The following is an 18,024-nucleotide window of genomic DNA, read 5'->3' as shown; positions in this document are numbered from 1 at the left end:
TGACCAGCAGACGTGGGTTGTCGGCACGGAGAGTCCCGGCCCCGATCATGATCGCGTCAGATTGGGCGCGGACCTCGTCGACACGGTCGAAATCAGCCGAGTTGGACAGCAGCAGTCGCTCGTCGGAGGCGTCGTCGATATAGCCGTCGATGGACATCGCCACGCTGAGCAGGACATACGGGCGCACAGCTGGACTCCTCTCGTCCTACTCCGCCGACACCGCGGCGGAGAATCGATCGTGGAACGTGCCAGCAATGCCCGTGGCACCTCGGGGAAGCACACGAGCAAGCTGGTCGCGATCCGCCCGGAATGGGTCTCCTGAGCGATCTGCAGAGCCTCGATACCCGCGGTCGCTGCTGCATCGCCGTCGTGGTTCCCCGCATGGGCCAGTGCCTGGCGGGCTAGATAGACCCCCTGGTCACGCCGGTAGCCGTGGGGCAGGGTGGCGATGGCGGTCTCGAACACGTCCACGGCTGCGTGGTACCGGCCTAAGGCAACGAGCGATCGGCCGCGCTGGGCCTCGATGTAGTTGCCATCGAGCCATCTGCCTCGTGTGGCGTCGCCCTTCGGCTTCGCAGCAGCCGCATGTGCCAAGTCGTATGCCCGATCCGTCTCAGTAGCAGCGCCTTCGAGCGCGAACCCGTGAGCTCCGTAGACCCGAGCGGTGCTCTCCAGCCGGCTGTTCGGAGCGATCCGGACAGCCGCATCGGCGATCTCGCGGGCGCTCTGGCCGTCGCCCATGTCGCTGGCCAGGTGCGCCTTCCTGCTGAGGACGTAGGCAGTCAGCTCGGGGTCCCCAGCAATGTGGGCCCACTCCAACGCACGGTCGGTCCAGAGCCTTGCGCCCTGGTGGTCACCCAGGTCCTGGTGCATCCATCCGCACAGCTCACCGAAGTTCGCCTGCAGGTGGACCAGCTCCTTGCCGTCGATCCCGCGCGCAGCTCGACGCGCGGCGTCAAGTTCACGAAGCTGTCCGAGGACCTCTGGGATGGCACGTCGGGGGCCCATCAGGTTGTCGATGGAGATCAGGGTGTCCCGAGCCGCTCGGAAGTAGGCCGCGGGCTTGATGCTCTCGCCGCCGAAAGCCGGTGAGTGCCCGAGGCCGGCCAAAGCGGCGCCGAACATGCCCGCCAGGAAATCTCGTCGCGATGCGGGCACGAAAACTGTCTCCCCTCTGGGCGTCTGACTCGCAACCAAGGGTCCGAGTTCCCCCGACGCTACTGCGTCAGCGGTTGAGTGCGAGCGCCCGACCAGCTCCTCCCGGAGCCGTTTCCCGGTACCCAGTACGTCGTCTGCACGCCCTGCGAGTTCAGGACTTGCCCTCCGCTCGCCCTTCTCGATGCGGCATAGCTGAGCTGGGGATACGTACAGCTGTCGGGCTAGCTGCGACTGCTTCAGTCCAGCTCGAAGGCGCGCCTCACGCAGGGCTTCCCCGAACGTCATGACAGATCACCGGAGCCGAATTGCCAAAATTTCCAAAGTGTTGTCAACGCCTGGCAATCACGAAGGTCTAGCCACCGTCCACGAATCGACCGATTGTTATGACGTGGCGCCTTCAAATCATCCTTCCGAGGCGGGCGACGAGCCCTCGACAGGCTCACCGGGGACTTCGTCAGGAAGAGCGTCGATCTGGCGACGTAGGGACTCCAGGTCCCATCTCAGATGACCTCCGGCGGTGCGCAGCTCGGTTCGACCACCCCCGCCTTCGCCCAGCGCCACAAACGTGGCCGGATCGACTCCGAGCTCTGTAGCCGCAACACCGGTTCCGACCAGTCGTCGCTTCCCTTGGACCGCCACGGCGCCACCATCCCACAACATCCGCAAAAAAAACCAGCCATGCAACCCTTTCAAGACTTCAGGGTCAGGCCTCTATCGTCCATGGCGCAACGCATGCAAGGTTTACAAGGCTCGTACAGCGACGGCCCCGACGGGCTGCATCCCCGTCGAGGCCCTTGCAGGGTCGCACACCAAGTCGAACGAAGGAGACGACCCGCATGTCCAACGGTACGTACGCGGTCGGGAGGGCCTACGAGGCCGCCGGCCCCAGCCCCCGTCACCTCGACGACCCGGGGCGCCACTGCCTCGGCGTCGACATCGAGGTGTTCTTCCCGATCGAGGAAGCGAACAGGCCGTCGCCGAGGCGCGCTCGATCTGCTCGGGGTGCCCGGTGCGGGCGCTGTGCGAGCAGGGGCCAGCGACGCCGGGAGTGGGGCGTCTGGGGCGGTACGACCCGCGAGGAGCGCCGGGCGAACCGGGCGAACCGGCGGATGCCGCGTCCCGCGGCCGCGGATCCGGCGGTGGCGGCGTGAGCATCGAGCGCACCTCTCTGCAGGAGCTGCTGGCCCTGGTGCCCGCGGCCCGTGAGGTACCCGAGGTCAGCGACGTCGTGTCGGGCGCGGACCTGGTCGGCGCCTACGCCCGTCAGACCGACGAGCTGGCCCGGATCGTCGAGGCCGCCATCGCCGAGCAGGACGTTCAGAACGCCGCCGAGGTCGCCGCGCTGAACCGCCGTCATCGCCGGCGGCGCCAGACGCTGCAGCTGCTCGCCGACGCCCTCGGTGAGCAGCACACCCAGCTCGACGAGGCCGAGTTCCAGGTCCGGCGCGAGCAGGACGCCCCGGCCACCGGATCGACGCAGGAGGACTGAGCATCGTGAGCACGACGGACTGGGCCGCCGCGCGCGTCGAGCGCCAGCGCGCCGCGGCTGACGCCGAGGAGCGCCGTGCCCGCGCGGAGTCGATCCGCGAGGAGACCGCAGCGCGCCGCGCCGAGCGCGCGGCCGCCACGGTCACCCAGCGGCGCGTCGACCGGCAAGTCGCACAGCAGGGCCGCCGTGACCTGTGGCGGGCCCGCGGGGTCGCGGGGCGGCGTTCGGCGCCCGCGGTGGCGGGCCTGGTGGCTTGCGCCGCGCCGACGCTGATCGCGACCTCGGGGCAGTACCAGTTCGGCAAGGACGTGATGCACCTGCCGGGGCTGTTGCCGGCGCTGGTGCCGCTGATGCTGGAGGGCGCAGCGTGGCTGCTGGCCTGGCGTCGTCACCAGGCCGAGCGGGGCCGGTCAGCCGGCCGGAAGTCTGGCGGCCGGGATGTGGACGATCGCGCTCACCGCCGCGGGCCTGAACCTGAGCCACTACCTGCCGAACTGGCAGGTCGGGACCGTGTTCGCGGTCGCGTCGCTTGGTCGGGTTCGGTCTGGTCGAGCTGCTGTCGCAGCACGAGCGGACCGCCCGCGCCGACGGGCTCCGTCGCCGGCGCCGGCTCACGGGCCTGGCCCGCGCCGCCCGGTTCCCGATCGTGTCGTGGCGGGCGTGGTCGCGGCGCCTGCAGCTCGGCCCCACCAGCGCCGACCCGATCGTCGACGCCGACGCCGCCTGGAACCACGCCTGGACCCTCACCCGCGCCGGGATGCTCGAAGTCGAGGTCGTCGACGCGCTGCTCTGCGAGGTCGAGGCCGCCGCGACCACCGCGGCCGAGCGGGACCAGGCCCTCGCCGACGTCGCAGCCGAACGGGACCGGGCAGTGGGCGAGGTCGCGGCTGTGCGCGGTGAGCTGGTCGAGCGTGAGCAGAGCCTGCTCGCCGCCGCCGAGCAGGCCCACGTCCGGCTCGCCGCCGCCGGCGAGGAGCTGGAGCACCTGAAGCAGGCCCACGACCAGGTCCTCACCGAGGCGGCCGCGCTGCGGTCGGAGCTGGACCGGCCCGGCGCGAACGCCGTGGGCGAGCAGCCCGGCCCCAGCACGGAGCACTCCGGCCGGGGCACCGAGCGCGCACTCGACAGCGAGGGGTTCGAGCCGGAGCTGGTCGAGGCGGGCCGTGCGATCGCCGAGCGGATGCACCTCGAGGAAGGCCGCCGGATCAGCCGGTCGCCCTGATCAGCGGGCTGCGGGCCGCCGGGCACGCGATCGGCACCGACCGCGCCAGCGCCCTGCTGGCCGTGCTTCACGAGGACCTCGACAGCGCCACCAGCAGGCAGGACCGCGTGCAGAACAGCAAGCAAATCGGCCAGCAGAATTGCGAGAGCGCGGCCATCGAGGCCGGGAGCGAGGCGGCATGAGCACCCCGACCAGCAACCGAGCGGGCCGGCGCCAGCGCCGGGCCCACGCCGAGGCCACCCTCGCCGATCGGATCGAGCACAAGGCCCGCGACCGCGCCGCAGCCGCGCACAGCGGCCACGAGCGGCTCGCCGCCGCCGTGGACTTCCTGCGCTCAGCCGCCGCCGCACAGCAGGTCTACGACCCCCAGGGCGTGGACCTGGCCCTCAACGACCTGTCCCGCCACGTCTGGCGGGCCGGGGAGGCCCTGATCGAGCAGCGCCGTCGCCACCAGCCCGGCGGCGTGGAGAGGAGCCCACGATGAGCCCCACCCCCTGCCCTGGGAAACCCCTGCGCCAGCGGATCGGTCCACCCCGCCGCCAGCCCGCCCGGACCTGCACGTCGTCGCCGACCGTCCGGCCGAGCCCGCCCGGGCCGACCGGGCACCGGTGGCGCCAGGGCCGGCGTGGCCCGGCCAGGAGATCGAGCCGACCTCCTCGACCCCGGAGACGACGTCGAGCGCGGTGAGCTCGCTGCACGAGCGGGTGCACACGGGCATGCAGCGGGCCGGGCGCGAGTTCGTCTCCGAGCTGCGGTTCGTGCGCGAGCGCCCGAACTCCCTGCTCGACCACATCGCCTACGCACGCCACGGCGAGTGGAGTACCCGCACCGACGGCTGGCAGCGCCGCGTCGCACTGGCCTGGACCTACACCGCGGCCATCCCGGTCTCGACCGTCGCCTACCTGTCGGTCTGGGCCGTCGCCCGCCCCGGGCGGGCCGCGGCCGCGGTCGCCGCTGTCTCGACCACCGCCACCGCCCTCAACGGGCTCCCAGTCCTGGGCTGGTTCATCCCGGACTGGCTGACCATCCCCTACTGGCTCGGTCTCTGACCTGCCACGACGAAAGGAACGATCATGACCGGATCGCTGCTCACCATCGCCGGACTCTCCCTCGTCGTGGGGGCCTGGCTGTGGTTCCACAAGGACGCCCCGAAGTTCACCGTGCTCCTGTTCCTCATCGCCGGCCTCGGCCTCGGCGGAGTCGTGGGAGGCGTCCTCGGGGCCCTGATCAACCGGGCGATGGGCACCATCGGCACCACCACCGGGTCCCTGATCGGGATCGGCACCTCCACCCTCGTCGCCGGCCTCGCCCTGGTCGCGACCCTGGAGGTCGCCATCAAGGGCATCCACCCGCGGAAGGCCCGGCCGAAGCGCTGGCACGCCTTCCTCGCACTCGCTCTCCCCACGATCGTCATCGACGCCGGCGTACCGCTGCTCTCGACGGTGATGGACGCCTTCTCCACCGGCATGGCGAACGTCGGCGCGGCGTTCAACGGGCTCGGGTGATCAGAGCATGGAGATCGTCCTGTTTTCCCTGCTTATGGCCTGGGGCCTGACCCGCTACGGAGTCACCGACCTCGTAGCGACCGCGAGGGGGACCGAGTCCCCGCGCATCGCCGCGCACCGCCAGCGTTCAGCGCAGGCTCACGAGCGGGCCATGGCCCGTGGCGGTCAGACCGTCGGGAGCGCGATCGGGTCCCGGATCGCCGACCGGATCGCCCACCCGCACCCGCGACCCGACAAGCCCCGGGGCCCGGCCCGGTCCTACTTCGCCGGCCTGTGGGCCGACACCTGGGACCAGGCCGCCGAACGCCACCGCGAGCGCGCCGCCGCCCGCCGACCCGCCACGACCGACCCGACCACCACACCCAACGCCACCACCAGCACCGACGAGCGGGACGTCCCGAGCGAGCACACGCAGAAGGTCCACATCGTCGACCACGAACCGACCGACGCCACCGGAACCAACAACGACAACCCCACCAGCGAACCCGACCCCACCGGACCGGCGGCCCGCGGCGCAGAAAGCACCCCGGAGCAGCACGAAAATTCTGCCAGCAATAACGACGACGAATATGAAACCGCTGGCACCCGCAATTACGCGACCGGCGCCGCGGGCGACCAGGCTGGCCGGGCTGCGGACCCGGGCTCGCATGAGGACCACCGCGAACCGATCGACGTGCGAGTGACGCAGGTGCACGAGGTCCACCACGTCGACCCCACCACCCAGGTCCACCGCGACGACCCCGCCGACCACTCCGAGGCAGACGACCTCGACCTCGACCTCGACCTCGACCTCGACCTCGACGAGATCATCGACGCCGAGATCGTCGACGAGCCGCACACCCCTCGCCCGCCGCTCACCCTCATGGCCGGCGGCCGCCAGGACGAGAGAGACGACGTCGTGGCGGTTGACGCCGGCGATGCGGAGGTCCTCGACGCGGAGATCATCCAGGACCCCCAGACCACCCCGGCCAGCCCCGGCCGGGGCGACACCCTCAACACGGAGGCACCCACCATGACCACCAGCACCACCGACATGGCCAGCGGCGAGACCCTCGACCCGCACGCCGCGAAGCGCTTCGCCGATTCCATGCGCACCCTCGCCGAGAACGCCGCACAGCAGATCGAGCAGAGCATCGCGGCCCTGGAGGGCCGCGGGGTGGCCGGCGAGCCGATCGCCCAGCTCAGCCAGATGCTGGAGAGCTTCCAGACCGCCGCCGGCACCGCCACGAGCGCCGGTGAGCACTTCGACCGCCACATCGCCCACCAGGACCAGCTCCTCAGCGACGACACCATCGCCGGAACCGTCAACGGCACCTACGTGGGCACCGCCTCCTAGCCCGACAACAGCCCCTGCCTCCAGCAACAGGATGGACATCCGCGGCGTGGCGGAGCAGGGGCACCAAGCCACAAACGCAAGGATTGCCAGATTTCCCCTGGACGCCTACCGTTGCGTCAGTCGATGCACGATTTGCAAGGTTCTTCTACCTGGAGGAGCGCACTCGCATGAGCGTCACGCCTAGCAGCTCAAAGCCCGGATCAGAACTGGTGCGCCGGTCAGTGGGGACGGTGGCTCGTCGTGGTGATGCGGCGCTGCGTGAGCACCTGGTGCGTGAGGCGCGGATCGAGCAGGGGGTCCGGGCTCGGCGGGCGCCGTTCCTCGCCGTCGGCGGGGTCGCTGTTCTGGGCTGGGTCGGCTGGGGCCTGCACGAGCTGCTGCGTCTGGGGGCCGGCGACGCCGCCGCGATCCTGGCCGCACCGGTCGCGGTCGGGGTGACCGGCGCGGCCGGCGCGGCGGTCGCGATCGGCTGGCGCCGCCAGCTGGGTGGTCACCACCGCCGGTTCGCGATCGTCACCACCGCCGCGGCCGCGTGGGTCGGGGTGGTCTCGCTGTTTTCGCCCGCGTCGTGGACCGCGATGGCGGTCCTGGTGCTGGGGGCGATCGGGCTGTGCTCGCGCTGGCAGGCCGCGCACGCCGTACCCCAGCCCGGCCCGGACGCGGCTGCCCAGGCCGCGCGCTGGTCCCGGGGCACGGCCGCCTCCGCCGCCGGTACGAGCCGGGTGGAGATCGCGGAGATGGTTCAGCGGTGGGAGGAGCGCATCGCAGCTGAGCGCGGTCCGATCCCGGACTCCCAGCTCGTCGAGCCGCAGGTCCTGCCGGCGGCGGTGCGTTTCACCGTCGCCACCGTGCCGGGCTCGACCAGCTTCGACACCGCCCATGCGCTGCGGGGCCGGATCGCCTCGGGGCTGCAGCGCCCCAGCTCGCGCATCGTGCTGGAGCCCAGCGACGTCGACGAGTCGATGTTCGACCTGACCGTGATCACGCGGGACGTGCTCGCCGACGGTGTGCCCTACACCGGCCCCGTCTACCACGACGGCCGCGTCGAGATCGGGGCGTTCGCCGACGGCGACGACACCGCCACCTACACCGCTGCGGACCGTGCCGGCGCCCGCAACGGCCTGGCCACCGGGGAGCCCGGCTCGGGGAAGTCGGCGTTCCTCGAATCGGTCGGTATGGGCCTGCTCAGCTCCGGGAGCTGGCACCTGATGTTCGGCGACGGTGACCCCGAGGGCGGGTCCTCCCCGCTGCTGATGAAGGTCGCGCACTGGTCGGCCGCCGGCCCCGAGGGCGTCCTGGCCCAGCTCACCGCGCTGGAGGTGCTGCTGGAGGTGCGCTCGATGGTCAAGGCCACCCTGACCATCGGCACCGACGGGCGGCCCGTCGCCAAGACCGACCCCCGCCAGCCCTCGGCCCGCGAGATCCACCCCTGCCCCGCCTTCCCCGGCGTGCAGTGGATCCTCGACGAGCTGCAGCGCCTGGTCAGCGACCCGCTGCTGGTCTCGGTGAAGTTCGCCGAGCGCCTGGAGCGCCTGGTGCGCATCGGGCGCAAGTACGGCATCGGCCTGCTCGTCGGGACCCAGTCGCTGCTGCTGGCCGACTACGGCAACCGGTCCCCGCTGCGCGGCTACCTCGCCAACCGCAACCTGTTCGCCTTCCGCAACAGCAACAAGTCCGAGCGCGCCGTGGTCGCCGGGCTGGAGATCAGCCCGTCGGTCCTGCCCACCGGCGGCGGGTACGCCTTCTCCGCCGGCGCCGGGCGGCTGGCCATGCTGCGGGTGGCCTGGGCCCCCGACATGGCCCGCCACGCCGAGGGTCTCGACTCGGCCACCCTCGATTCGGACTCCGAGCTCGCGATGGCGCCGCACCGCCCGGTCCCGGTCGACGAGGACGACGCGCTCACCGAGCAGCTGGCCCGCCTCGCTGCCTGGCGGCAGGCGGCCGGCCACCCCGCACCCGGCGGCACACCGGCCACGCCGAGCACCCCGGGCTCCCCGGTCTCCTCGGTGTTCGCCGACCCGGCGCAGATCACCGTGCCCGCGGCGCTGACCGGGGACAACATCATCCCCATGCCCGTCCGGGGTTCGCTTCCCGTCCTCGGCGCGGTGCCCGCCGACCTCGACGCCCTCTCGGGCACCCAGCGCGCCGTGCTCGACGCCGTGCGCGGCGGGCAGCGCGCCACCGGCGCGATCGCCGGGGCGGCCGAGGTCACCACGTCGGCGGCGTCGAAGGCCCTCAGCGCGCTGGCCGACCTCGGACTGGTCACCAAGGCCGGCCACGGCCAGTGGGACGCCGCTCTCGCCGGTGCCGGGCAGCAGCGATGAGCGCGCGACGGGGGGCCGGAGTCATGACCGAGCGGTGGGGCTGGCAGCCGACGGCGTGGCTGCAGGACGGGCTCCCGACCTGGCGGTGGCGCGCCGCTCCGGCCGGGCTGATGACCCGCCGCCAGATGCGTGCCGCCGGACTGGCACCCTGCGGAGCCGCCCCGGTCGCGCAGGTCGTGTGCCGCCGCGGACGCCGGTGGGCGCTGCTGTGGGATCCCGCCGAACTGGGGCCGAAGCGGGTCCCGTCCCCGGCTCAGCTCGCAGCGCTGGACCGGGCCCTGGCCGCACGACGGCGCTGCCCGATCTGCCGGCTCGACGCCGGCTACTGCATCCCCCGCTCGATCGGCTCCTGCCTGGAGTGCGCCTCCCCCTGCACCGCCACCCCCACGGCCGCCTGACCGACCAGCCCAGCGCCACCCGGCCCGCCCACCAACCCGAGGAGCACCGATGAACAGCACGAACACACACGCCAACATTTCCGCAATCAAGAAAGGCAGCATCATGGAAAACGGATTTGCACGACTGCTCGGACGTCGGCGCACGCCCGACACCCGGACCACGGTCCTCGACGCACTCGGCGGCCAGACCCGACTTCTACAGGTCGACCACCCCGAGGACCTGAGCAACGTCCACTTCCTGCTGCTCGACGCGGTCACCAACTACGGCGCGACGACCCCGCAGGGACGAACCCTCATCGAGGCGGCAGGGCTGGTACACGACCTGTTCAGGACCTGGCGGTGGCGCGGGACCGATCCGGCCGCCCGGGTCGCCGCGCACCGCTGCCTGGCCGCCCTCGCCTACTCAGAGCACCCGCTGACCCGTTTCAGCCCCGAGGGCGATCACGCCCGGGCCTGGATCGACTACATCAGCCAGCTCCCCCTGAGAGCGTGTTGTGGAACCTGGGCGATCAGTTCTTGAGGTCCTCTGCTAGCCGGCGGGCGGCTTCGATCTCGACCGGGCTGGTCGGTGGGGCGAGTTCCTCGCCGGCCAGGCGGGCGGCCATCAGCCGGATCATCGCGAACTGGATCATGGCCTCGGCATGGGCAGTGAGCCTTTTTCAACCTGGCGTTTGTGCTGGTCAAGCCGTCGAGTGGGCCTCCCCGGACCGCGACCGCGCGGCGGCCTGACCTGCATCATCGGGGATCTGGCCGCTGCCGACGGGGCCCCTGCCGCCGCTTCGCGGCGGGTCCTCGGTCAGGTTGAAAAAGGCTGGCTACCAGCCGCGGCGTTCACGACGATCTATCCGACGGTGGAGGCAGCGATCCCGGTCGCGATCGAGGGCGTCGACGACGTCGAGATCGACGAAGTACGAATCGTGGCTGTGGGCACCGGCCGGGTGGCGTGGCGGTCCACCGAGGAAGAATTCGAGTAGCCGAACCCGCGGGGCCGAGGTACGAGTGGTGGTACTGCGGCGCTTCCCGTCCGATGTTGATGACGGTGGCCTGGCTGGGTAGCTCACCGCGGCCGGGTGTGGAGTGATCGATGGGCGGCGGCCCGAGGTCCGGCATGCCCGGACACGTCGCCGGCGTCGAGATCGCCCGCGGTTCTCCGCCCACGGTGCAGCCCGCGGCACGCTACAGATCCGCAGCGTGCCGCGGGCTGTCGGCGCGGCGGTGTATCGAACGTATCCGAGTTGTGGGCGAATTCAGGCGGTTGAAGCATCTAGCTCAACGAGTTCGGCGAATATCTCGGAGGGCTTCTTCCAGTTGTGGATTTTACGGGGTCGGTCGTTGATGTCGCAAGCCACCATCGCCAGGTATTTCGGGTCCGAGGTGATGTCCGTGCCTTTCGGGAAGTACTCGCGGACGATGCGGTTGAGGTTCTCGTTGCTGCCGCGTTCCCACGGCGAGTGTGGGTGGGCGAGGTACACCGGCATCGAGCCCTTGGTGACGGTGGCGTGGCCGGCCATCTCGGCACCGCAGTCCCAGGTCAGTGAGGCCCGCATGTGCGCGGGCAGACCGCTGGTGGCGGCGATGACCCCACGGCCGACGGTGAGCGCGTCGCGGCCGGTCAGGGGCACGAGGACCAGGAACCGGGAGGTGCGCTCGACCAGCGTGGCGACGGCGGTCTTGCCGTTCTTGCCGATGACCAGGTCACCCTCCCAGTGGCCGGGCACGGCGCGCCCCTGGGCGTCGGCGGGGCGGGCGTCGATGTAGGTCGGGTCCTTGATCCGCGGGGCCGGTGGGGGCTTGGCGCCGCCTCGTCGGGCGGTGCGCCCGGACCGTAGCGCGAGCAGCTCGCGGGCCAGCGTGGACACCGGGGTGGCATAGATCCACTGGTAGATCGCCTCGTGAGACACCCGACAAGCCTCGTCATCGGGGTGCTCGGTCGGCAACCGGCCCGCGATCGAGGCCGGTGACCAGCCACCACGCAACAGAGCATGCACGATCCCGCGCAACCGCGGGTGACGGTCCACCGCGAACTGCTTCGGCCGCTCCCGCGCCGCCAGGGCCCGTTCCTGCGCTGCCGCGGCCCGGTACTCGTAGCGTCCGCCGTGACGACGGACCTCACGAGAGATCACCGACCGATCACGACCCACCACCGAGGCGATCTGCTTGTAGGACAAGCCCTCCGCGAGACCCCTCGAGATCTCCTCCCGATCCGACAACATCAACATCTCACGCACGGAACATCCTGTCCCGCCGAACAACCAAGATCAAGTGCTACGACCGGCTGAACTCACCGAACGCTACGGATGGGACGTCACCTATACTCTACTTGTAGTCGCCGCAGTAATCACCGCGGCCCTATTCCTTCTAGCAGACAGGACCGAGAACGCGCAATCCGACTGACCGCACCGTCGCACCGAGCCCAGGACACCGAGCGGCCAGCCTAGATGGCATGGAGTCCTGTAAAGAAATGAGGACTGAGTAGTGAGTCTTTTTGATCCGATGGGTCAAGGCGAGAGGTCGGAGAGTCGCGGAGAAGGTTCGGGGCTACTGCGAAGTGATGATCAGGATACGGTTACATTGCGAACTCGGGAGCGTCTCTTAAGAGTCATTAGTGGCCGCTCGAGGCGATTCCGAGTTGTCGCAGTATCGACCGGGTCGATATTATTTATCTTGCTTGCAGTGACAGGACTTCTGGTCATGACAGAAGAAGGTAGAGTCACCGTAGAGGGAAAGGTCGTGGGATTGATGACATCGCCTTCTCGGAAGGTTGTGGACGGCTTCTTCCCTCTCTCTTCCGGTGGCTGCGCAGGGTCTGGAGAATTCAAAGGAGTGCGGGCGGGAGGACTGATTTCCGTGCTGAACTCGAAGAGGCAATTGATAGGCTCCGGGCGACTAAGCGACTCTATCATTGTGGGGAGTTCGTGTCAATTTAGCTTTAAGGTTGATGGCGTTTTGAAAAACAAGGTCTATCGAGTTAGCGTTGCCGGTCGCATGCCGTTGTCCTGGACTGCGGCGGAAGTTGGATCTCCTGGGGGGATTCGAATAGTTCTTGGAGTGTAGCTGGGGCGCAGCCAGGGCCCCGGCAAAGTCGTCAGATGATCTTGTAGGTGGTCAAGGGCCGGTGGGCGTCTCGGGCGTGGTGGCGTAGTCCGGCGGCGATGTTGGTGGTCCCGGTCAGTCGGAGTGCGGCGATCGCGAGGTTGCGCAGGGCGGCCATGACCTGCGGTCCGGCTGCGGTGCGGGTCTGGGAGCGGTCCTCGTCGAAGGAGACGTCCCGGACCCAGTGCAGCCGGTTCTCGATGTTCCAGTGCCCGCGGATCCAGCGGGCCAGCAAGATCGGGTCTGCCTGGAACGCGGTCAGGCTGGTGATCGCGTAGACGGTCACGGTCTTCCACCGTGCGCCCGGACGTAGCGGGCGGCGCCGGCGGATGAGCCGGATGGCCTGGGCGGCGTGTGGGAAGAACTCCCCGCCCCGGTCCGGGCACCGCTGCAGGGAGAGCACGCTGATCGTGCGGGTCTCGACCCGCCCGTGGCCACGGGCCCGCTGCCGGGCGGCCGGCCCGGTCATCTTCCAGGGCAGCGCACGCAGCCGGGCCAGCAGCGTGGGCTGGTTAGCCTTGACCGTCATCAGGTAGTGCCCACCGAGCTCGACTGGGCCGGGTTCTGGCGCGGCTTCGACCGGCTGCACCATCTGCGCGATGCGTCCTGGACCAGCGAGGACAAGCTGCGTGGCAAGGCCCACCAGCAGCTCGGCTCGCTCGGGGGCGGAAATCACTTTGTGGAGCTCTGCCTCGACGGCGACGACCGGGTCTGGCTGATGCTGCACTCCGGGTCGCGGGGGATCGGCAACATCCTGGCCAACCTGCACATCGAGAAGGCCAAGGTGCTGCCGCACAACCAGGAGCTGCCCGACCGCGACCTGGCCGTGTTCCTCGCCGGCACCCCGCAGATGGACGCCTACCGGGCCGACCTGCACTGGGCGCAGGAGTACGCGCGGCTCAACCGGCGGGTGATGATCGAGCTGTGAGGTTCCCCCGCTTTGCCGGAGTGTCTGAACACTGGTTCGATCTTGAGAGCCAGGAAGGAAGGCACTGGTGACTGCACCGAAGAAGTACCCCGATGAGCTGCGTGAACGGGCGGTTCGGCTGTATCGGGAGTCCGACCCTCGCCCGACGTTCCGGACGCTCGCGCAGCAGCTCGGGGTGCATCACGAGGCCCTGCGCAGCTGGGTCCGCCAAGCCGAGGCCGACACCGGCGAGCGCCATGATCGGCCGTCGACCGACATGCTCGCCGAGAACCGCAGGCTGGCGAAGGAAAACGCCGAGCTGCGGCGGGTCAACGAGGTCCTGCGCGCGGCGAGCGCCTATTTCGCCTCCGAGATCGGCCCGACCCGGAGGTGGTCATGAGCTTCGTCGACGCCCATGGCTTCCCCGCCGGTCTCGTACTACGGGTCCTTGGTGTGCCGGTCTCGACCTACTACGACTGGCGCACCCGCCGCGCGAACCCCTCTCAGCGCCACCTCGACGACGCCGTGCTCCTCGAACAGATCGTGAAGATCCGCTCGGTCAGCGAGTTCGCCACCGCCTACGGATCCCCGCGGGTCTGGCTCGAGCTGCGCCGCCAAGGCGTGCACGTCGGCCGCAAGCGCGTCGAGCGGATCATGCGCGAGCACGGCCTGCAGGGCGCCCACCTGCGCCGCGGCTGGAAGGGCGGCTCGACCCGGCAGAACCCCGCCCACCGGCCGGCGCCGGACCTGCTCGAACGCGACTTCACCGCGGCCGCGCCGAACCGGGTGTGGGTGGCCGATCTGACCCGGATCGTCACCGGCGAGGGCGTGTTGTGGATGGCCTCGGTGCGTGACGCGTTCTCCAACCGGGTCGTCGGCTGGGCCACCGACTCCCGTGCGACGACCGCGCTGGTGCTCACCGCGCTCAACCACGCCCTGCGCTCGCGGGACCTGCGCCCCGGCCAGTTGATCTTCCACAGCGACAAGGGAGCCCAGTACACAGCGCTGCGGTTCACCCAGCGCCTGGTCGACGCCGGTGTCGCCCCGTCGACCGGGTCCAACGTCGGACATACGGCGCTCGATGCTGTCGCGGTAGACCATGATCAGCCCGCACCCCAGGCGCGCGCCGGATCCGCCGGCGAGCAATCGTCAAGACCTGTGGATGAAGATCTTTTAGGCGGCTTCGGTGTGGGTGTGGTCGTCGGGTCGTTCAACGAGTCGTCCGGCCTCGAAGACTGCTCCGGCGCGGACGAGCGCGACCAGGTGCGGGCCGTTCACGGCGCGCCAGCGGTCCTGGGCGGCTTCGATGAGTTTGAACGCCATCGCGAGCCCGGCGGTGCGTGAGCCGGGCCCGCGGGTGACGCGGGTGCGGTGGCGGACGGTCGCGAACGTGGACTCGATCGGGTTCGTGGTGCGTAGGTACTGCCAGTGCTCGGCGGGGAAGTCGTAGAAGGCGAGCAACTCATCGAGGTCGTCACGGACCTTCGCCACGGCCTTGCCGAACTTTGCCCCGTAGGCGGCGTCGAAGCAGGTCACGGCGTCGAGGGCCTTGTGTTTGTCTTCGACGTTCCAGATCTCGGTCAGCGCCTTCTTCGCTCCCGGATGCGCCGACTTGGGCAGGGCGGCGAGGACGTTGGCGGTTTTGTGCACCCAGCAGCGCTGCTCACGGGTCTCGGGGAACACCTCCCGTAGCGCGCCCCAGAACCCGAGCGCGCCGTCCCCGACGGCCAGGACGGGGGCGCGCATGCCGCGCCGCGCGCAGTCGCGCAGCAGGTCCGCCCAGGACTCGGTCGCTTCCCGGTAGCCGTCGACGAGGGCGACGAGCTCCTTGTGCCCGTCGGCGCGGACTCCGATGAGCACGAGCAGACACAACTTGTGCTCGGCGAGGCGGATGGTGACGTGGATGCCGTCGGCCCACACGTACACGTAGTCCACCCCGGACAGGTCCCGGTGGGAGAACGCCTGCTGCTCGGTCTTCCAGGTCTCGGTCAGCCTGGTGACCGTCGATGAGGACAGGCCCGCGTTGGAGCCGAGGAACTGCCCCAGCGCGGGCACGAAGTCCCCCGACGAGAGGCCGTGCAGGTAGAGCAGCGGCAGCACCTCGGTGATCTTCGGCGTCCTGCGGCACCAGGACGGCAGGATCGCCGAGGAGAACCGGCGCCGCTCGCCCGTCGCGGGGTCGATCCGGCGGTCGTCGACCCGCGGCGCCCGCACCGCCACCGCGCCCGCGGCTGTCACCACCTCGCGAGGCTCGTGGGAGCCGTTGCGCACCACCAGACGCCGCCCGTGGGCGTCGCGTTCGTTGCTGTGGCGGGTGATGTAGTCGTCGACCTCGGCCTGCAGAGCCTGGGCGAGCATCCGGCGGGCGCCCTCGCGGACGAGCTCGTCGATCAACGCCGGCCCCTCCTGCACACGGGCCTCGTCACCGGATCCGGCCTCGGGAACTACGCTGAGCATGGGTCGTGCCCTTCCGACCAGCGTTGCTGCGCCGGTCTTGCTTGAGAGCCTTCAAGATCACCGGAAGGGTACGGCCCCTCCACAGTCATCCACAGGTCTCAAGCATTGCTCCACTTTCACCGAGCGACAACTGCGGAACCCAGGCCCTGCCGCTGGGTCGAGACGGTGAGACCATCGCAGCCATGCCCCACACAGACACCACGGCACCGGCGGCAGTGCCCGCGGTCGCTCCCTCGACAGCGCCGACGGCGGGTCGGTCGGCGATCTTCCGGATCGGGATCGCACTACTCGAGGTCGACCTCGAGGTCCACCGGACCGTCGAGGTCCCCGCCGAGGTCACCCTCGCCGTCCTGCACCAGGTCATCCAGGAAGCAATGGGGTGGGAGAGCTCCCACCTGCACAAGTTCACCATCAACGACACCTGCTACGGCATCCCCGACCCGGACTGGGACCCCGCCTGGGACCTCGGCGACCGTACCCACGACGAGCAGGCCGTCACCCTCGCCCAGCTCTTCCAGGTCGGGCAGGAAGCCGACTACGTCTACGACTTCGGCGACAACTGGCACCACACCCTGACCGTCACCGCGCTCACCACCGCCGAGCCCGCAGTGCGCTACCCACGCTGTATCGACGGCCGCGGCGCCTGCCCACCCGAAGACGTCGGCGGCACACCCGGCTACGCCGCATTCCTCGACGCACTCGCCGACCCCGACCACCCCGAACACACCGACCGAGTCCAATGGTGGGGATCAGACCAGTACGACCCCCACCACTTCGACCTCGACGCCACCAACACCGCCCTCCTGACGCTGTGACACCCGCAGGCCGTGCCGAGGACGCCGACCTGGGCCCTACCGCCTGAGCCCGGGGCTGCGACCAGGAGGCTCGCCCCCGCGTCCCCGAGACGCGGCCCGCAGCAGCGACACCGCCGAAGGCTTCGCGGTCACCTACCGTCGCTCCGCCGCAGGCGGCGAGGTCACCTACTGTCGGCTGGACCTACCCGTCAGTAACCGTGTTGGAATGAAACCCATGCACACGACTTCCCGCGCACGACGCGCCGGTGCCGCAGCGCTCCTCGCCGCCGTCGCCCTCACCACCGCCGGCGCACTCACCACCAGCACCGCCACCGCCGACGCCACCCAGCCCGCCGCGGCCGAGCAGCCCTACTACGAGGTCTGGGAACCCGGACAGCACCAGCCCCCGCACCCCACCGCAGGAGTCCACGTGCCCCGACCCGACACCACCACCACCGACACCGACGGCCCCCACGCCGTCGGACCCCTCCCCGCCACACCCGCCGCACTCACCACACCGACCGACCCGGCCGCGGCTACCACGCTGCCGATGCCGACCGATGCCCCCTCCGCGCATCCCCTGCAGCAGGCCCTGATCGGCCACTGGACCCCCGCGGACGACACCACCGCAGGGCGAGCGTTCGTCGAGTTCACCCCCGACGGACACTGGACCGGCTCCGACGGCTGCAACCACCTGACCGGCACCTGGGGCGTTCACACCGACGACACATTCACCGCCACCGCCAACCCGACCACCCTCATGAACTGCGAGAACGTCCCCATCGCCGACTGGCTCACCCAGACCAGCCACGCCGACATCACCAACAACACCCTCGTCCTGCGCGGCCCCGCCGGCGACACCACCACCACCGTCCTGACCCGCCACCCCTGACACCCCTGACACCCCGGCACCGCCCCCCCACGACAACACCCTTCCCCCGCGCAGTGCGATAGGTCACACTGAAGGTGTTCGGGTCTGCAGCGGTCGCACCCACCCGGCGCGCTGGGGAGCGCACGCCACCCGCGACCGCCCACCAGGGCCGGGCCGCCCACCCCTCCGGCGACGGCCCGGCCCACCCCGTCACCCAGCCCCCCCCGACCCCACAGGACGCCGCCGGACGTCGCCGGACCGTGGCGAACCAGGACAGATCAGGACACACCAGGAAGGACCACGGTGCGTGACACGACCGTGTCCCCTGTCCGACCAGACACCTCCTGTACGGGTGGTCGCGACGGCTGTCGCAGCAACAGTCCGTGCGCGCCGCGCGCGACCCGGGTGACAGTGTTTGACCTGTAGTTTCCCGACCTGAACCCTCTCGTTGCAGCTGGCACGGGCTCCCC

19 protein-coding genes and 4 pseudogenes are annotated in these 18,024 nt (G+C 70.3%); 17 read left to right on the top strand and 6 right to left on the bottom strand.

Features of this window, described 5'->3' with window-relative positions:
- A partial coding sequence (locus Ae717Ps2_RS37780) for a dihydrofolate reductase family protein (RefSeq protein ID WP_198932387.1) occupies positions 1-187 on the bottom strand: 187 nt, incomplete at its 3' end.
- Between the two features lie 662 nt (positions 188-849).
- On the opposite strand from Ae717Ps2_RS37780, the gene Ae717Ps2_RS38630 reads away from it, so the two are divergent.
- Entirely contained in the window at positions 850-1,092 is a 243-nt protein-coding gene (locus Ae717Ps2_RS38630; protein WP_198932388.1) for a hypothetical protein, read from the top strand.
- 171 nt (positions 1,093-1,263) lie between these two features.
- Here the strand turns inward: Ae717Ps2_RS38630 and Ae717Ps2_RS40710 are convergent.
- Positions 1,264-1,443, bottom strand: a pseudogene (locus Ae717Ps2_RS40710) (helix-turn-helix transcriptional regulator); the annotation flags it as partial.
- A gap of 551 nt (positions 1,444-1,994) precedes the next feature.
- On the opposite strand from Ae717Ps2_RS40710, the gene Ae717Ps2_RS33000 reads away from it, so the two are divergent.
- The 10 genes from Ae717Ps2_RS33000 (at position 1,995) to Ae717Ps2_RS32955 (ending at position 9,952) form a co-directional block, all read left to right on the top strand.
- Positions 1,995-2,309, top strand: a complete 315-nt coding sequence (locus tag Ae717Ps2_RS33000) for a hypothetical protein (RefSeq protein ID WP_075334827.1) — start codon at positions 1,995-1,997, stop codon at positions 2,307-2,309.
- A complete protein-coding gene (locus Ae717Ps2_RS32995) occupies positions 2,306-2,647 on the top strand; it encodes a hypothetical protein (protein WP_075334826.1) in 342 nt (113 codons plus the stop codon). The genes Ae717Ps2_RS33000 and Ae717Ps2_RS32995 overlap by 4 nt, the downstream gene beginning before the upstream one ends.
- A 529-nt stretch (positions 2,648-3,176) precedes the next feature.
- Complete coding sequence (locus Ae717Ps2_RS32990; protein WP_075334825.1) at positions 3,177-3,869, top strand: hypothetical protein; 693 nt, start codon at positions 3,177-3,179, stop codon at positions 3,867-3,869.
- A 178-nt stretch (positions 3,870-4,047) separates the two neighbouring features.
- Positions 4,048-4,353: a hypothetical protein gene (locus Ae717Ps2_RS32985; protein ID WP_075334805.1), complete on the top strand. Its 306-nt coding sequence runs from the start codon at positions 4,048-4,050 to the stop codon at positions 4,351-4,353.
- Positions 4,354-4,477: 124 nt separating this feature from the next.
- Complete coding sequence (locus tag Ae717Ps2_RS32980) at positions 4,478-4,918, top strand: hypothetical protein (protein WP_075334806.1); 441 nt, start codon at positions 4,478-4,480, stop codon at positions 4,916-4,918.
- A 24-nt stretch (positions 4,919-4,942) separates the two neighbouring features.
- Positions 4,943-5,374 (top strand): hypothetical protein, encoded by a 432-nt coding sequence (locus Ae717Ps2_RS32975; protein ID WP_075334824.1) that lies wholly within the window; start codon positions 4,943-4,945, stop codon positions 5,372-5,374.
- A gap of 7 nt (positions 5,375-5,381) precedes the next feature.
- Positions 5,382-6,710: a hypothetical protein gene (locus Ae717Ps2_RS37775; protein WP_158071620.1), complete on the top strand. Its 1,329-nt coding sequence runs from the start codon at positions 5,382-5,384 to the stop codon at positions 6,708-6,710.
- A gap of 230 nt (positions 6,711-6,940) precedes the next feature.
- Complete coding sequence (locus tag Ae717Ps2_RS32965) at positions 6,941-9,034, top strand: hypothetical protein (protein ID WP_158071619.1); 2,094 nt, start codon at positions 6,941-6,943, stop codon at positions 9,032-9,034.
- Positions 9,031-9,432, top strand: coding sequence for an RRQRL motif-containing zinc-binding protein (locus tag Ae717Ps2_RS32960; protein WP_198932386.1), 402 nt, complete (start codon positions 9,031-9,033; stop codon positions 9,430-9,432). Before Ae717Ps2_RS32965 ends, Ae717Ps2_RS32960 begins: the two co-directional genes overlap by 4 nt.
- Before the next feature lie 49 nt (positions 9,433-9,481).
- The gene (locus Ae717Ps2_RS32955; RefSeq protein WP_075334812.1) at positions 9,482-9,952 is read left to right on the top strand and encodes a hypothetical protein; all 471 of its coding nucleotides are present in this window, start codon (positions 9,482-9,484) and stop codon (positions 9,950-9,952) included.
- Here the strand turns inward: Ae717Ps2_RS32955 and Ae717Ps2_RS36905 are convergent.
- A pseudogene (locus tag Ae717Ps2_RS36905) lies at positions 9,942-10,091 on the bottom strand (IS5/IS1182 family transposase); the annotation flags it as partial. The gene Ae717Ps2_RS32955 and the pseudogene Ae717Ps2_RS36905 overlap by 11 nt on opposite strands.
- Between Ae717Ps2_RS36905 and Ae717Ps2_RS36900 the strand changes: the two are divergent.
- Positions 10,074-10,406, top strand: coding sequence for a hypothetical protein (locus tag Ae717Ps2_RS36900; protein ID WP_143510876.1), 333 nt, complete (start codon positions 10,074-10,076; stop codon positions 10,404-10,406). The pseudogene Ae717Ps2_RS36905 and the gene Ae717Ps2_RS36900 sit on opposite strands and share 18 nt — an antisense overlap.
- Positions 10,407-10,679: 273 nt before the next feature.
- Here the strand turns inward: Ae717Ps2_RS36900 and Ae717Ps2_RS32950 are convergent, their stop codons facing one another.
- Entirely contained in the window at positions 10,680-11,651 is a 972-nt protein-coding gene (locus Ae717Ps2_RS32950) for an IS30 family transposase (RefSeq protein ID WP_075313287.1), read from the bottom strand.
- An 866-nt stretch (positions 11,652-12,517) separates the two neighbouring features.
- Positions 12,518-13,054, bottom strand: coding sequence for an ISAs1 family transposase (locus tag Ae717Ps2_RS32945; protein ID WP_075313183.1), 537 nt, complete (start codon positions 13,052-13,054; stop codon positions 12,518-12,520).
- 6 nt (positions 13,055-13,060) lie between these two features.
- On the opposite strand from Ae717Ps2_RS32945, the pseudogene Ae717Ps2_RS32940 reads away from it, so the two are divergent.
- From Ae717Ps2_RS32940 to Ae717Ps2_RS39710, 3 genes and pseudogenes are all read left to right on the top strand, one after another.
- Positions 13,061-13,450: pseudogene (locus tag Ae717Ps2_RS32940) on the top strand (RtcB family protein); the annotation flags it as partial.
- 70 nt (positions 13,451-13,520) lie between these two features.
- Positions 13,521-13,832, top strand: a complete 312-nt coding sequence (locus Ae717Ps2_RS32935; RefSeq protein ID WP_158071584.1) for a transposase — start codon at positions 13,521-13,523, stop codon at positions 13,830-13,832.
- Positions 13,829-14,476: pseudogene (locus tag Ae717Ps2_RS39710) on the top strand (IS3 family transposase); the annotation flags it as partial. The gene Ae717Ps2_RS32935 and the pseudogene Ae717Ps2_RS39710, both read left to right, overlap by 4 nt.
- 129 nt (positions 14,477-14,605) lie before the next feature.
- Here Ae717Ps2_RS39710 and Ae717Ps2_RS32925 read toward each other — a convergent pair.
- On the bottom strand, positions 14,606-15,889 hold the full coding sequence (locus Ae717Ps2_RS32925; RefSeq protein WP_075334815.1) for an IS256 family transposase: 1,284 nt from the start codon (positions 15,887-15,889) through the stop codon (positions 14,606-14,608).
- Between the two features lie 182 nt (positions 15,890-16,071).
- On the opposite strand from Ae717Ps2_RS32925, the gene Ae717Ps2_RS32920 reads away from it, so the two are divergent.
- Both Ae717Ps2_RS32920 and Ae717Ps2_RS40140 read left to right on the top strand, forming a co-directional pair.
- Positions 16,072-16,704 (top strand): plasmid pRiA4b ORF-3 family protein, encoded by a 633-nt coding sequence (locus Ae717Ps2_RS32920; protein WP_083702652.1) that lies wholly within the window; start codon positions 16,072-16,074, stop codon positions 16,702-16,704.
- A 214-nt stretch (positions 16,705-16,918) separates the two neighbouring features.
- On the top strand, positions 16,919-17,575 hold the full coding sequence (locus Ae717Ps2_RS40140; RefSeq protein ID WP_075334527.1) for an META domain-containing protein: 657 nt from the start codon (positions 16,919-16,921) through the stop codon (positions 17,573-17,575).
- Positions 17,576-18,024 lie beyond the last annotated feature (449 nt).

Origin of the sequence: Pseudonocardia sp. Ae717_Ps2 (genome assembly GCF_001932475.1) — a bacterium.
In the GTDB taxonomy this organism is placed as follows: domain Bacteria; phylum Actinomycetota; class Actinomycetes; order Mycobacteriales; family Pseudonocardiaceae; genus Pseudonocardia.
The sequence above is the reverse complement of the archived record's forward strand: the minus strand, read 5'-3'. Positions and strand labels throughout refer to the sequence as shown.